General features: G+C 32.9%; 8 protein-coding genes. 6 read left to right on the top strand and 2 right to left on the bottom strand.

Going from position 1 to position 15,415, the window contains the following annotated elements; genetic code table 11:
* Together E9099_RS02875 and E9099_RS02870 are read right to left on the bottom strand one after the other, a co-directional pair.
* Positions 1-2,463: a CHAT domain-containing protein gene (locus E9099_RS02875; RefSeq protein ID WP_136582217.1), complete on the bottom strand. Its 2,463-nt coding sequence runs from the start codon at positions 2,461-2,463 to the stop codon at positions 1-3.
* Between the two features lie 6 nt (positions 2,464-2,469).
* Positions 2,470-3,114, bottom strand: coding sequence for a hypothetical protein (locus E9099_RS02870; protein ID WP_136582216.1), 645 nt, complete (start codon positions 3,112-3,114; stop codon positions 2,470-2,472).
* 146 nt (positions 3,115-3,260) lie between these two features.
* On the opposite strand from E9099_RS02870, the gene E9099_RS02865 reads away from it, so the two are divergent.
* From E9099_RS02865 to E9099_RS02840, 6 genes are all read left to right on the top strand, one after another.
* Positions 3,261-3,824 (top strand): RNA polymerase sigma factor, encoded by a 564-nt coding sequence (locus E9099_RS02865; protein ID WP_136582215.1) that lies wholly within the window; start codon positions 3,261-3,263, stop codon positions 3,822-3,824.
* Positions 3,821-4,630: a tetratricopeptide repeat protein gene (locus E9099_RS02860; RefSeq protein ID WP_136582214.1), complete on the top strand. Its 810-nt coding sequence runs from the start codon at positions 3,821-3,823 to the stop codon at positions 4,628-4,630. Before E9099_RS02865 ends, E9099_RS02860 begins: the two co-directional genes overlap by 4 nt.
* Positions 4,631-4,835: 205 nt before the next feature.
* Positions 4,836-7,799 carry a T9SS type A sorting domain-containing protein gene (locus tag E9099_RS02855; RefSeq protein WP_136582213.1) on the top strand — a complete coding sequence of 988 codons (2,964 nt, stop codon included), beginning with the start codon at positions 4,836-4,838 and terminating at the stop codon, positions 7,797-7,799.
* 447 nt (positions 7,800-8,246) lie between these two features.
* On the top strand, positions 8,247-11,249 hold the full coding sequence (locus E9099_RS02850; protein ID WP_136582212.1) for a T9SS type A sorting domain-containing protein: 3,003 nt from the start codon (positions 8,247-8,249) through the stop codon (positions 11,247-11,249).
* A gap of 314 nt (positions 11,250-11,563) precedes the next feature.
* Positions 11,564-14,533 (top strand): T9SS type A sorting domain-containing protein, encoded by a 2,970-nt coding sequence (locus tag E9099_RS02845; RefSeq protein WP_168800705.1) that lies wholly within the window; start codon positions 11,564-11,566, stop codon positions 14,531-14,533.
* Positions 14,533-15,339 carry a DNA/RNA non-specific endonuclease gene (locus tag E9099_RS02840; RefSeq protein ID WP_136582210.1) on the top strand — a complete coding sequence of 269 codons (807 nt, stop codon included), beginning with the start codon at positions 14,533-14,535 and terminating at the stop codon, positions 15,337-15,339. Before E9099_RS02845 ends, E9099_RS02840 begins: the two co-directional genes overlap by 1 nt.
* Positions 15,340-15,415: the final 76 nt, after the last annotated feature.

The following is a 15,415-nucleotide window of genomic DNA, read 5'->3' as shown; positions in this document are numbered from 1 at the left end:
TTACCCGTTATTTTTTAAAATAAAAAACAATAGGATTGATAGTAAGACACTTAAAATGATGTAAAACAATGAGTTATTTGTGAGTTTTAGCGCGGAATCATCACCTATTAAAATTAATGAGGACCAGTAGTAAGGAGAGGCTTCGCTTAGACTATGTGTGTCGAGGTAATCTAGTTTTGCTTGTCTGAGTGCTGCGCTTTTAGATTGACCATCCTTTAGATATTTATAAAAAGATAACGTTATTTCGGTATTCGATTTGTCATTAACATTCCATAAAGAGGAGATGACACTTTTAGAACCGGAGTAGAAAAAACCTCGGGCTAAGCTAAATACTCCTTCACCTTCTTTTATATCACCTATAGATGTTTTACAAGCATTTAATACAACTAATTCAGCTTGGTTTTTGGAGGTATATAGTTCATTGAGGTATAGTTTTTCATTTTTAAAAGCTATCCACGGATTTATGGAGTCGCTAACGTCTGCGTGGGTAGAGAGGTGTATTATTTTATAATTATTTAAGTTTGTTAAAAATTGTACTTTAGTCGCGTTTTTCTCTTCAAATAAATCGCCATTAAAATTATTAATAATAGTAGTCGTTTCATTTATGCTTCTTGGTAATGAAGGTAGGTTTAGTTGACTAAAAGAATGTGGAGCAAATCCAATTATGCTTTTTTTTGCCTGTCTGTGTATTGAATTATTTTCTATTAAAAAAGAGGCTGAATAAGCATAACTTATTTCATTGGAGTTTATTAATAATGCGTTTGTTGTGTTGTTAGTAATTAAAGCTTCAAATGGAATATTAGCCAACTCATTGTCTGGTATTATAATGAGTTTTTTGTTACGTATTTTTGATTTTATTTCTAAGGGAAATAAATCTAAGTATAGTAAGTGTGCTACTTCTTGGTGTTTTTTTTGATCATTTGTTGTTGTAATAGGTTTTGATACTTGTGTTTTATATTTAAGAACACGTTGATTAAATCCTTTTAAGTCTTCTATTTTGAAAGAATTTGAGCTGTTTTTAGTAATTATTATACCATAAAGTGCGTCAAATTGGTTCTCACTTTTGTTCCATAAATAAGAAATGTAACAAGTATTGGTATCTTTTATTTTATTTTGAAATTCTTTTAGTGGTAAAACTTGTGCTAAATTTTTATTGTTTTTTATATAATTGGGATATTTTGATTTTAGTGATTGAAAGTAAATATCTAGCTCTAATTTTTTCTCAAAGAGTTTATTTTGTGATTTATTTTTGTTTTCAAGTGTTAATAGATTCTCTAAATGATAAATTTCTTTTCTTATACGAACTTCTTTATTTTTAATGCTGTCAGGAATTTTAATAGTTCGATTAAGTTTAGATAAGGTAGTGTTGTTTAGTAGTAAGAGTGCTTTGTTTTTTTCGGTAAAGTAAAAAATAGTTTCAGTATCATTTAATAGGTGGCTAATGTGGACTCCTAAAAAATAAAATTTAGAAGCTCTTTGTCTCCAATAGGTTTTAGTCTTTTCTTCTTTAGCTTCAATAAATAAAAGATCAATGATTTTATCGGCAAGTTTAATGGTCTTTAATCCTTCTTCAAGAAACTTATTTTTTTTTTCTTGTTCAGCATATTTGATCCATGCGTATGTTTTTTCAAATAGTACATTTAATAAGTCTCCTTTTTTGTTGGAATTTTTTATTTGTTCATATGCTATTGTTTGGAATTTATTATAACTAGTTTTTCCTAGTATTATTTGTATTGCTTTATTATGATTGTTGATTGCTTTTTGATATTTTTTTTTCAAATAGCTTGCGATGCCTAAATTTAAGAATAAGCTGTAATGAGGTTTAGGGTTGTATCTTAGGGCTTCTGTAGAGTAGTATTCTAGTCTGTTTAAGTCTTTTTCAGTAGAATTAATATTCAAATAAAGAGCTCCTATATTGGAGTACGATCGGGCTATTTTAATACTGTCTTTATTTGCTTTAGCAATACTTAGTGCTTTTTTATGATGAAATAATGAATTTTCCTTTTGCTGTAATCGTTTGTAACAATTAGCTAAATTGTTATGAATAATGTTTTTTGTGTCGTCGTTAATGTTTATTAACTTATTTATTTCGAGTGCTTTTAAGAGGAAGTTGATTGCTTTTGTGTAGTTTTCTCTTTTTTGAATTTTTTTATTGACTAAGGCTATGTTAATATAATTATCAAGGAGGCTGATAGTGTTATTAGTCTCCTTGCTTATTTGTATTGCGATATTAAGGTATTCTAGTGCTTTGTATAAGTTTTCAGTTTTTTCATAGCACTTAGCAACAAGGTTTATTTTGTCAATGTCATAATTATTAGCGTTGTTTTTTAAGTGCGCATCAATAATTGTTTTATAGTTTCCTTTGTTATACTCTATTTTAATCTGTTCTTTTGATAATTGATTGTTTTGGGAAGAGCAAATAAGAGAAGTAAGAAATAATAATAAGGCAATTGTTTTTTTCAAATTAGTTTATTGAATTTTTTGTGTTGATAATATATGGGGTGATCGGTTTGTGGTTCCTGTGCCATCGTCTTCTTGACTTAAGCAGCAGTTTCTCATGATCCATATTTCACAATCAGTACCATTTAATATAATATGCATTAAATGTGAGTATGTGCTTCTTATTATATTTTTATTATTTTCATTAGTACTCTCGCTGTAACAAATTTTGTTGACCACAATATAATCTGGATTATTTTGGTTAGGTAGGTCTTGGAGATATGCGCAAAGTAAGCATATTCCAGTATCCGAAGTTTCAAAAAGACTGTCTATGGCTGCTTGATTTGCTTCATCATAAATGTAAATTAATGTATTTTCGTCTATTGTTATTGGTGTTTGGTGAAGAGTCTGTTGTATTTGACTAAAAAAGATATTGTTAAAATTAGCTCTATTTGCTTTTGGTTTAAAAACTATTTTTAAATACTTTAATTTAGTAATATTTGTAGTATTGACTCTGTTAGTGTTAATGGTGTTTTCGTTTTTTTTATAACTAGTAGTGTAATCACTATTTGGAAAAATTTCTTCTGAAGCAGATTCATTTTCAGAGCAACTATTTAGTAAAGCAAGGTTTAAAAGTAGTAATAGAATTGTTTTTATCGGTTTAATTATTTTCATTATGATTTGAATGTATGTTAATACGAAAACGTTCATAAATATATATATTTGTTACCCAATTCCAATACTATTCTCATGAAACCATTTTAATTGTATCTTTTTAGTTGTGGTTTTGATTACTAGTAATCAGCTAATCTTTAATTTTAATGAAAAAAACAAATTACTTTATTAATGGTTTGAAAACTAAAAATGAAAAAGTAATATTAGAAATCTACAAGACTATCTATCCAAATGTTAAACGTTTTGTGCTTCAAAACTCGGGACAAGAAGCCGATGCCGAAGATGTTTTTCAAAAAGCTATTGTACAAATTATGGCTAGGGTACAAGTCCAAAACATAGAAATTAATTCCACATTTGATGGGTATTTATTTACGGCTTGCAAGAATTTATGGCGCAGAGAATTAATTAAATCAAAACGGATGGTAACAATTGATCAACCTATTGAACGTAATAGTGACGCTAACGACATGGCAACCGCTGTTTTAGAGCAAGAACGATGGGAGTTTTTTCAAGAAAAGCTTGAGTTAATCTCTGGTAATTGTAAAGAGATTTTAAAACGTTTTTTTAAAAAAGTGGCTTATAAGGACATTGCTATAGAATTAGATTATAATGATGAAAATGTAGTGAGACAGCGTGTATTTAAGTGTAAAAAGAAATTAATAGAGATGATTACAAAAGATAGTCGTTTTAAGCAACTAAAGACATTATGAGTTTATCTGAAAACCTACTAAAACAAGCAGATAAGTATTTGGAGAAACTTATGTCTGAATCAGAAAATGCTGCTTTTGAAATAGAATTATCTAATAATACTGAGTTACAAGAGTATTTGGCGATAAACAAAGAGCTAGGGATACAGCTTGACAATAAAGACTGGCAGTTTGTTGATGCTTCAAAATCACCGCAAGTTAAAGATTTAGAAGATTACTTTAAAAGTGAAGAGGCGCAATCGTTAAAAACAGTGTTGAGTAAAGTTGGGGACAATTATAAGGACACCTCAAAACCTAAGAGTAATAATAATATAAAACGCTATACATTTTTTGCGATAGCAGCTTCAGTAGTATTACTTATTGGTTTGTTCTTTTTAAATAATAATCAGAATATTTATAATGATTATAATTCTTGGCAAGAGTTGCCGTCCTTAATAGAAAGAGGGCATTCTGAAAGCGCAACATTGCAAGACGCGGAACAAGCTTTTATAGCCAAAGATTATGTGTCAGCCAATAGTTTTTATAGCAAATATCTAAACGAAGCAGAGGTGATTAATGTTAATGTGTATCTATATCTTGGAATCACACAGCTAGAACTGAATCAAAAAGATAAAGCGTTGTCTACTTTTGATGCAGTCTTAACCAGTGATAGTATCGATTTCTCTAAAGGGTATTGGTATAAGACTTTGGTGTATCTAAAAGCTAAGGATAAAAATAACGCCATTAAGCAATTAGAGTTAATTGTTAAAGATTCTACTAATTATAAATTTTCTGAAGCAGAAAAGATTTTAAAGCAGCTTAAAAATTAAATAGATTTAGTGTAATGTTCTTGTTTGAAAAGACTTACATTTTTTGAACATTTTGTGTAAAGGTTGACGTTAAAACGTATTTTTATTTCGTTTTAACGATAAAAAAGAGCATCTCATCGAGTTGTTTTTCATTTCGTCGTATATAATTGCATTTCGTGGACTTATTTTTCCTATATTCGTCGCGTGTTTAAATGTTAGAATAATTATGATTAAAAATGTCTCTTTAACAATAGTATTGGCATCAGTCTTACTATTGCCTAATTTCTTATTTTCTCAAACTGGTCCCGGTGGTGTCGGTGATTCCAGTAATCAAGTGTTATGGTTAAAACCCGATGCTTTCTCTGTTGCTGACGGTGCAAGTATGGAAACCTGGAATGATGATTCTGGAAATGCTAATACGATGTCTCAACCTGATGTTGCCTTTCAGCCAATAGTTATAAATAATAATGTAAATAGTTATGATGTTGTTAGATTTGGAACGGGTAATAGAAGGTTGAGAAAAACTAATTTCACAACTTTCCCGACGACCCAAATTACTACTTTTTATATTAATAAAACGGGTGATAGTAATGACGGTGTTCTGTCTTACGCATCAACCGCTAGTGATAACGATTACCTTATTTATAGGAGTAATAGTTTAGAGTATTATCGTAGCAATCAAACAAATATGAATATTACGGCTAACGATGGTCATTGGCACATGATAGATATGAGTTGGAATAGTGCAGGAGTGGGGTTAACGTCTTATTTAGATGGGACGTTAAGAAGAACAGATGGTTTTAAGCTTGGTACCTCAATAACTCCCGGCGGTAGTTTAGCATTAGCTGGGGAGCAAGATTCTGTAGATGGCAATTATGTTGCTGATCAATCACATCAAGGTGATTTTACTGAGGTTATTATTTTTAATGAAGTCTTAAGTACCGCTAAAAGAGTAATCGTTCAAAATTACCTTACTGCAAAGTATGGTTTAGTATTAAATAGTGCTGTAGATTTTTATACGCAAGATGATCCTGCAAATGGAAATTTCGATTTTGACGTTGCAGGAATAGGTCAAGCTGCAGACGGTAGTTATCATACCGATTCTCAAGGAACTGGAATTGTAAGCGTTAATACACCTTCAGCATTATCCAATGGTGATTTTTTATTTTGGGGAGAAGAAAGTAAGGATCCAAGTTATGGTTTTGTCACCAATACTTCTAATTATAGTGATGAGCTTAATTCTAAATGGAGAGTCGGCAAAGTTGGAGATTTAGGTACAGTAAACATGTCTTTTGATATCTCAGGTATGCCTATCGCAGTTATTTGTGGAGGTTTACAATTAGTAGTGGATAACGATAGTGATTTTAGTAGTCCTACAGCGTATAATTTGACCGTTTCAGGAACAACAGCAGCTGTCACAGGTGTGTCATTTTCCGACGCAGATTATTTTACTTTAAGATATACAGACCAAATTGTTTGGAACGGAACTGCTTTTTTTAACGGTTCAGGAGCTTTAAATGCACCAGATAACACCGATGCTTGTTTAAAGTTGACCGTTAAATCTGGAAGTACAGCCATTTTAACTGCGGATGCACATGTTAGAGAGGTTGAGGTGGAGCCGGGAGCAACATTACAAGTCAATGATGGTGTCTTATTAGAAGTGGAAAATGGAATATTTAATGAAGGAGTCATAGACTTATTAGGAGAAGCACAGCTAATCCAAAATCATACAGGAACCTCTTTAAATACAGGAAGTGGGGATTTAAAAATTAGACAAGAAGGGACTCCTAATTTATATAACTATAATTATTGGAGTGCACCAGTCCATAGAAGTGGTGATTGGCAAGTTAGCTTTTTGGAAACAGAGTCTGGACCTGTTGGATTTACTACAGCTTATGATGCGGATCCTTTAGCGAGTCCAATAGCATTAAGTAGTTATTGGTTGTATACATTTAACGATTTAATAGATAATTATTATGGTTGGAATTCAATAACGCCAACTACGGCAATAGCACCAAGTATGGGGTATCTCATGAAAGGTTCAGGTAATACAACACCCACACCAACGACCGATCAGACCTACGTTTTTAGAGGGACAGCAAATGACGGGGATTATAACGTGTCTGCAGTTAGCGGTAATCAAGTCTTGGTTGGAAACCCTTATCCATCGGCGATTAGCGCAAAAGAATTTATTGATGATAATTCATCTGTAATTCAAGGCTCTATATATCTTTATGAGCATTTCCAGGAGAATAATACACATATACTAGCTGATTATCAAGGAGGGTATGCTACTCTTAATAACCTTACTGGTGTAGAGGCGCCATCATTACCCGCTACAGGTAATGCTTCTTCAAAAGGAGCACCTGAAGATGGGGTTGCTGTAGGGCAGGGTTTCTTTGTGAAAATTGAAAATACAGGGACTATCCAGTTTCGCAATAGTCAACGTGTGTTTGCTAGAGAATCGTTAGGTGAATCTACGTTTTTTAGATCTGCACAGGCCGCTCCTGCAGATGATAGGATTATATTCTGGCTTAAATTTAAAGATCATCAAAATAACGAATCTACAATAGCTTTAGGTTATGATACTAATGCAAGTGTGGATTATGATAATGGTTATGATAGCGAGTCTTTTAATGAGCTGCCAAACGAAGTGTATTGGCCAATAATTGACAAGAAAATGTGTATTCAAGGATTAAATAGTTTTGATGTTTCTGATGAAATCCCATTAGGTCTTGCTATTACGAATTCAGGAGATTTTACTTTTGACATTGATAGAGCATTAAATTTTCCTACTAACGAAACTATTTATTTAAAAGATAATCAAACTAACATGTTTTATGATATAAAATCTAATCCTGTAACGTTAGCTTTAATTGAAGGTGAAGACGAGTCTAGATTTTCAATCGTTTATAAAAATGCCGAAAGTTTATCTACACACGATTTTGGGGCACAAGATGTATCACTATATTACAACGTCGATAAAGATATGTTAGTTTTTGAAAGTTTAGAGTTGCTAAATAACACGCAAACCTTAAGTGTTTATAATGTATTGGGACAGAAGGTAAAAGCATTAGATGTTATAGAGTCAAGTGAAATTGATCTTTCTATATTAAATTCAGGAATTTACATTGCTGAAATTATTCAGAATTCTGGCCAGAAAATAACACTTAAATTTGTAAAGCGTTAATATGTATTACGAGTAGCTTGTTAAGCTATTTTTTAAGGAATTAAGCCATTTGAAGTAAAATAAAGCCCTATAAGATTTTTTGAGTCTTATCTAGGGCTTTTTTATTTGGAGAAGACTATTTTATTTCTTGGTTAATTTAATTGATACTAAAATGGATGTGATAATAATGGTGTAAGGCCTACGTGTAATGTAGTATTTATGAGTAGCTAAATAAAGTAAAGATTTATCATGATAATAGTGTCTCAATAACAAAGAATAGTCCGGTTTTTTATCTTTTTTGACTCTGAATTTTGTTTTCTTAAGCCCTTTGAACAGTATCAAGTGTGGTTTTAACCACAGTGGTCGGATGTATTTGACCTTTTGTCGATTAGAGTGCAAATCCTTAGTTAAATTCTTCTAAAAAGAAGATTGTTTAGCTACATTTGGGCTCCCTAAATAACTAAATTAATGTTTAAAAGTACTTTATTATCAATAGCGCTAGTGTCGTTATTGTTCTTAACACCCGATTATTTATTTGCTCAAACAGGACCTGGAGGTGTTGGTAATTCTTCAACCAATGGACTGTGGCTAAAAGTTGATGATTTAAATTTGGCAGATGGCGCTCCTGTTTCTAACTGGCAAGATGCTTCGGGTAACAGTAATGATGCAAATCAAATTTTAAATTCTGAAGAACCTACTTTTCAGAGTACATCTTCCTTTAATAGTTATCCTAGTTTAAGTTTTGATGGTACTAACGATTGGTTAAAGGTAGATGATAGTGATATCTTAGATGGTGCTAGTGCTATAAGCTTTTTTACCGTAGTACAACCAAAAGGATTGAATGGTAGTGGAGATACTGTTCAAGCTATGGTAAGTAAACGAGACGATTATAATACTAATGGTTTAACTTATTCTTATACCTTCTTTTTTTATAATAATAGATTGTCAAATGATATTGTAACAGGAAATAACCGTTATGACATAGGAGGATCTTTTTCGAATAATCAAAATTATATTTTGGGTTTCGATTTTGATGGAACTCTGCCTTCTAGTGCAAGAAGTTCTATGTTTAGAAACGGTAGTGTTTTAAGAACAGGAGCAGAGTCTTCTACTGGTTTAAATAATTCTCCTGCTCCTTTAACAATTGGAATATTGGATGTTGGAGATGGTCGTTATGCAAAAAGTGAAATGGCAGAAATCATTCATTATAACTATAAGCTAAATCAAGCTGAGACCATAATAGTAAACAACTATTTGTCTGCAAAATATGATATTTCTTTAGTGGCAAATGACTTTTATATTCAAGATAATACTGCAAACGGTAATTTCGATTTTGACGTTGCAGGAATAGGTCAAGCTATAGATGGAAGTAATCACACAGATTCTCAAGGAACAGGAATGGTTAGGATTAATACACCTTCAGCATTATCTGATGGTGATTTCTTATTCTGGGGAGAGGAGCGCAGAACTCCTGCTTCTGCTTTTGTAACAAACAACTCTAACTTTTCGGAACAACTGGATTCTAAATGGAGAGTCAGTAAAACCGGAGATTTAGGTACGGTAACAGTTGCTTTTGATATGTCTACTTTATCTGTAGGTTCTATTTGTAGTAATATGCAATTAGTGGTGGATAATGATAGTAACTTTAGTAGTGCGACGTCTTATAATTTGACTGTTTCAGGTACAACTGCGACAGCAACTGGAGTATCATTTTCTGACGGAGATTATTTTACTTTAAGATATACGGATCAAATTGTTTGGAGCGGTAGTGCTTTTTTTAATGGTTCAGGTGGCTCAAATGCACCGGATACTACAGATTCTTGTTTAAAGTTGACAGTTAAAGCCGGAAGTACAGCTGTTTTAATTGCGGATGCACATGTTAGAGAGGTTGAAGTAGAGCCAGGTGCAACATTACAAGTTAATAATGGTGTCTTATTAGAAGTGGACAATGGCATATTTAATGAAGGAGTCATAGACTTATTAGGAGAAGCACAGCTAATCCAAAATCATACAGGAACTTCTTTTAATACAGGGAGTGGTGATTTAAAAATTAGACAAGAAGGGACTTATAATTTATATAACTATAATTATTGGAGTGCACCGGTTAACAGAAATGGAGATTGGCAAATAAGCTTTTTGGAAACAGAGACTGGGCCTGTTGGATTTACTTCTGCTTATGATGCAGACCCTTCAGCTAGTCCAATAGAGTTAAGTAGTTATTGGTTGTATACTTTTAACGATTTAATAGATAATTATTACGGCTGGAATCATATAACACCAACTACCGCAATAGCGCCAAGTATGGGGTATCTTATGAAAGGTTCAGGTGATACAACACCCACACCAACGACTGATCAAACCTACGTTTTCAAAGGGACAGCAAACGACGGAGATTATAGTGTGTCTACAGTTAGCGGTAATCAAGTTTTGATTGGTAATCCATATCCATCGGCTATTACAGCAACAGCATTTATAAATGATAATTTGTCTGTAATTGAAGGGTCTATATATCTTTATGAACATTTTCAGGAAAATAATACACATATATTAGCTGATTATCAAGGGGGATACGCTACTCGTAATTTATTAACGGGTGTAGAAGCGCCATCATTACCTTCTACAGGTAATGCTTCTTCAAAAGGAGCGCCTAAAGAGGCTGTTGCAGTGGCACAGGGTTTCTTTGTTAAAATTGAAAATACAGGGACTATTCGTTTTCGTAATAGCCAACGTGTATTTGCTAGAGAATCAGCAAGTGAATCTACATTTTATAGATCTGCACAGGCCACTCCAGTAGATGATAGAATTATATTTTGGCTTAAATTTAAAGACCAATTAGACAACGAATCTACAATAGCTTTAGGTTATGATACTAATGCGAGTGTAGGGTTTGATAAAGGTTATGATAGCGAGTCTTTTAATGAGTTACCAAACGAAGTGTATTGGCCAATAATTGACAAGAAAATGAGTATTCAAGGATTGCATAGTTTTGATGTTTCGGATGAAATTCCATTAGGTATCGCTATCTCGGAATCAGGAGATTTCACTTTTGATATTGATAGAACATTAAATTTTCCTACTAACGAAACTATATATTTAAAAGATAATCAAACTAACATATTTTACGATATACAATCTAATCCAGTAACGTTAACGCTAAGTGAAGGTGAAGACGAGTCTAGATTTTCTATTGTTTATAAAACTTCAGAAAGTTTGTCTACAAGTGATTTTGATACTGAGACATCGGGAGTGTATTATAATGTCAATAAAGACGCTTTGGTTTTTAAAGCTCTAGAGAATATAAATAATATTGAGGCTATAGCTATTTATAATATGTTAGGTCAAAAAGTAAAAGTATTAGAAGATGTGGATTCTAGAGAAGTTAACCTTTCGTTTTTAAATACAGGTATTTATATTGCTGAAATTAATCAAGATTCTGGTCAGAAAATAACACTTAAATTTATAAAACCTTAAGTAGTTTTGGGTACAAGGTTTAGGGCTGGTAAAGTCTTGTAATTGATGCAAATAAGAGTATGGGTACAATAACGGATAGTTTGTAAGTGTTTGTTATTGTGTTGAGTGATAGGATGATGTCGTTAATAAAATCAAAGACATTAGTCAAGACTATTCTATGCAGCCTGTTTTTTTGTTTAAAGAGTAAATTATGGTTGGTCTTTATTTCATCGATTTTATTTACGTTTTGTCGGTTTTTGTTAATGGTTAGATTAAAAATATCTAATAATATTTTAGTTTGCATATATTCGTATTGCCCTAAAACTATTATTAGCATGTTAAAAAAATCTTTATTATCAATAATGCTCTTCGCATTTTTATTACCTACATATTTATTTGCTCAAACCGGTCCAGGTGGAGTTGGATCCGATGATGGTAGTTCAAGTTTAATTATATGGTATCGTCCGGATAATGGTATTTCGACTTCAGGCTCATTAATAGATACTTGGTCGAATTCAGCAGGAGTTGCAGCTTTTGATATTAGCGAGACGGGGACTCTTAGACCCACATTAAATATAGCTACAATAAATGGTTATAACGAAATAGCGTTTAATGGCGCTAATAGACTTAGAACAGGATTAACGTTAACCACATCAAATTTTGTTACAAATCAAGCCTCTTCGTTTACGGTTGCAAAGGCTAACAATACCTCTCAGAGGTCAGTGGTTTATACTACAGATCCATTAGTGGGTTCTACTAGGTTTTCTAATCATATCCCTTGGAATGGTACTGTTTATTTTGATATAGGTGCTTGTTGTGGTACCGATGGACGAATCCAGGTCGGAGGCTTGACTGGCTTATTAGATTATTCTATATGGTCTTATGATGCACATCCTACAACAGGTAAGCAGTTGTATCGAAACGAAGATTTACTTGCTACAGTTGCGGGAAGTTCTACTTATAATTCTCATAGTTCTCAAAGATTTAATTTAGGAGGATATACAACAAGTACTAATGGTTTCTCAGGTGGTATTACAGAGGTCGTTGTTTTTAAAGAAAAAGTAAATGCATCACAACGTATTATTATAGATAATTATTTGTCTTCAAAATTTAATCGGTCATTAACAAGTAACGACTTTTATACTCAAGACAATCCTGCAAACGGAGATTTTGATCATGACGTTGCAGGTATAGGTCAAGCGACAGACGGGAGCAGTCATACAGATTCTAAAGGAACCGGTATTGTAAGAATTAATACACCTTCAGCATTATCTAATGGTGATTTTTTATTCTGGGGAGAGGAGAGTAAGGATCCAAGTTATGGTTTTGTCACCAATACTTCTAATTATAGCGATCAACTTAATTCTAAATGGAGAGTTAGTAAAGTTGGAGATTTGGGCACAGTAACCATGTCTTTTGATATTTCAGGTATGTCTATCGCAGCTATTTGTGGTGATTTACAATTAGTGGTGGATAATGATAGTAACTTTAGTAGTGCGACGTCTTATAATTTGACTGTTTCAGGTACAACAGCGACAGCAACTGGAGTATCATTTTCCGACGCTGATTATTTCACATTACGATATACGGATCAAATTGTTTGGAACGGAACCACTTTTTTTAACGGTTCAGGTACTTCAAATGCACCGGATACTACAGATTCTTGTTTAAAGTTGACGGTTAAAACCGGAAGTACAGCTGTTTTAACTGCAGATGCACATATTAGAGAAGTCGAAGTAGAATCGGGAGCAACATTACAAGTTAATGATGGTGTCTTATTAGAAGTGGACAATGGCATATTTAATGAAGGAGTCATAGATTTATTAGGAGAAGCTCAGTTAATCCAAAATCATACAGGAGTTTCTTTAAATACAGGAAGTGGTGATTTAAAAATTAGACAACAAGGGACTTTTAATTTATATAATTATAATTACTGGAGTGCACCAGTGCATAGAAGTGGTGATTGGCAAGTTGGTTATTTAGAAACCGAAGCTGGACCAGTTGGATTTACGGGAGGATATGATGCTAATCCATTGGCTAGTCCAATAGAATTAAGCAGTTATTGGTTATATACTTTTAACGATTTAATAGATAATTATTATGGATGGAACCATATAGCACCAACGACTGCGATAACTCCAGCAATGGGATATCTTATGAAAGGTTCAGGTAATACGACGCCAACACCAACGACAGATCAGACTTATGTTTTTAGAGGTACAGCAAATGACGGAAACTATAGTATCTCTGCCATTAGCGGGAATCAAGTTTTGGTTGGTAACCCTTATCCATCGGCAATGAGTGCAAAGGAATTTATTGCTGATAATTCAACTATAATTGAAGGGTCTATATATCTTTATGAGCATTTTCAGGAAAATAACACACATATATTAGCCGATTATCAAGGAGGTTACGCTACTCGTAATAACCTAACTGGTACAGAAGCGCCATCATTACCTTCTACAGGCAGCGCGTCATCCAAAGGAGCTCCTGAAGATGCAGTCGCAGTTGGGCAGGGTTTCTTTGTAAAAATTCAAAATACCGGGACCATTCAGTTTAGTAATAGTCAACGTGTATTCGCTAGAGAATCTTTAAGTGAATCTACATTTTATAGATCGGCACAGACCACTCCAGTAGATGATCGCATTATATTTTGGCTTAAATTTAAAGACCATCAAAATAACGAATCGACAATCGCTTTAGGGTATGATACTAATGCTAGTGCGGATTATGACAACGGTTATGATAGCGAGTCTTTTAATGAATTGCCAAACGAAGCATATTGGCCAATAATTGAGAAGAAAATGTGCATTCAAGGCCTGCATAGTTTTGATATTTCAGATGAAATTCCATTAGGGATTGCTATCACAAACTCAGGAGACTTTACTTTTGATATTGATAGAACATTAAATTTTCCTACTAACGAAACTATTTATTTAAAAGATAATGAAACTAACATGTTTTATGATATAAAATCTAATCCTGTAACGTTAACTTTAAATGAAGGTGAAGACGAGTCTAGATTTTCTATTGTTTATCAAACGGCAAAAAGTTTGTCTGCAGGTGATTTTAATACTGAGGCAGCGGGATTGTATTATAATGCAGATAAGGAGGCTTTAGTTTTTACAGCATTAAATAATATTGAAGCTATAACTATTTACAGTATATTAGGTCAAAAAATAAAAGTATTAGATGACGTAGATTCTAAAGAAGTTGATCTTTCATTTTTAAAAACAGGCATCTATATTGCTGAAATAGCTCAAAATTCTGGTCAAAAATTAAAGCTTAAATTTATAAAGCAATAATGTCTAATAAAACTAAATACTCTTTATTAACGGCATTAATCATAATAGCGACTTACGGTACAAAAGAATATTTAGATGTAAGAGATCAAACGGAAGTTGTCGAACAAGGCGCTACTGTAAAATCTGATACAAACGAATACTTTTTACCAACAAGCACCACGGGGCAAATTGTGCATCATGATGGTTATAGTTTAAGTTATAGCGAACCACACGAGCAAGCAGAGTGGGTGGCTTATGAACTTAAAAAAAGCCATTTATCAAAGAACGACTTTAAAAGACCTTATTTTGAAGTGGATAAAGCAGTAAAAACTGGAGCAGCACACTGGCGTAACTATAAAAAATCAGGGTATGATCGTGGGCATTTATGTCCTGCAGGGGATAGAAAATATAGTAAAGCAGCACATGACGAAACTTTTTTAACGAGTAATGTTTCTCCGCAGCGACATGATTTTAATGCTGGTGTTTGGAACAGGTTAGAACAAAAGACACGGTATTGGGCCAGTAAGTATGATGGTGTTTTTGTAGTTTCTGGAGGAATTCTAAAAGGAGAAATGAAAACTATTGGAACAGAAAAAGTAGCTGTACCTAATCAATTTTATAAAGTATTAATAGATAATAATTCTGGTAAAACTAAAGTTATCGCATTTTTAATGGATCATCAAGAATCTGATCAGCCGTTATATAAATTTGTAACCTCAGTTGATACTATTGAGGATTTAACAGGCATTGATTTCTTTTCAGAATTAGATGATGTTACAGAGAATAGATTAGAAGCTTCAAGTGATTATAAAGGCTGGAGTTTTTAGATTGTTTTAAAAGTATAAGGCAAAAGAGAGAAGGTGAAAGGTTGAAGCTGTTAAAAAAAAACTTTAAAAAATGATG

This window comes from Psychroserpens sp. NJDZ02, from assembly GCF_004843725.1.
Classification (GTDB): Bacteria; Bacteroidota; Bacteroidia; order Flavobacteriales; family Flavobacteriaceae; genus Olleya.
This window is presented reverse-complemented; position numbering and strand designations above follow the sequence as displayed.

Coding starts and splice junctions, on each gene's coding strand:
- E9099_RS02870 (WP_136582216.1), bottom strand. CDS start 3,114: ATGAAAATAATTAAACCGATAAAAACAATTCTATTACTACTTTTAAAC.
- E9099_RS02865 (WP_136582215.1), top strand. CDS start 3,261: ATGAAAAAAACAAATTACTTTATTAATGGTTTGAAAACTAAAAATGAA.
- E9099_RS02860 (WP_136582214.1), top strand. CDS start 3,821: ATGAGTTTATCTGAAAACCTACTAAAACAAGCAGATAAGTATTTGGAG.
- E9099_RS02855 (WP_136582213.1), top strand. CDS start 4,836: ATGATTAAAAATGTCTCTTTAACAATAGTATTGGCATCAGTCTTACTA.
- E9099_RS02850 (WP_136582212.1), top strand. CDS start 8,247: ATGTTTAAAAGTACTTTATTATCAATAGCGCTAGTGTCGTTATTGTTC.
- E9099_RS02845 (WP_168800705.1), top strand. CDS start 11,564: ATGTTAAAAAAATCTTTATTATCAATAATGCTCTTCGCATTTTTATTA.
- E9099_RS02840 (WP_136582210.1), top strand. CDS start 14,533: ATGTCTAATAAAACTAAATACTCTTTATTAACGGCATTAATCATAATA.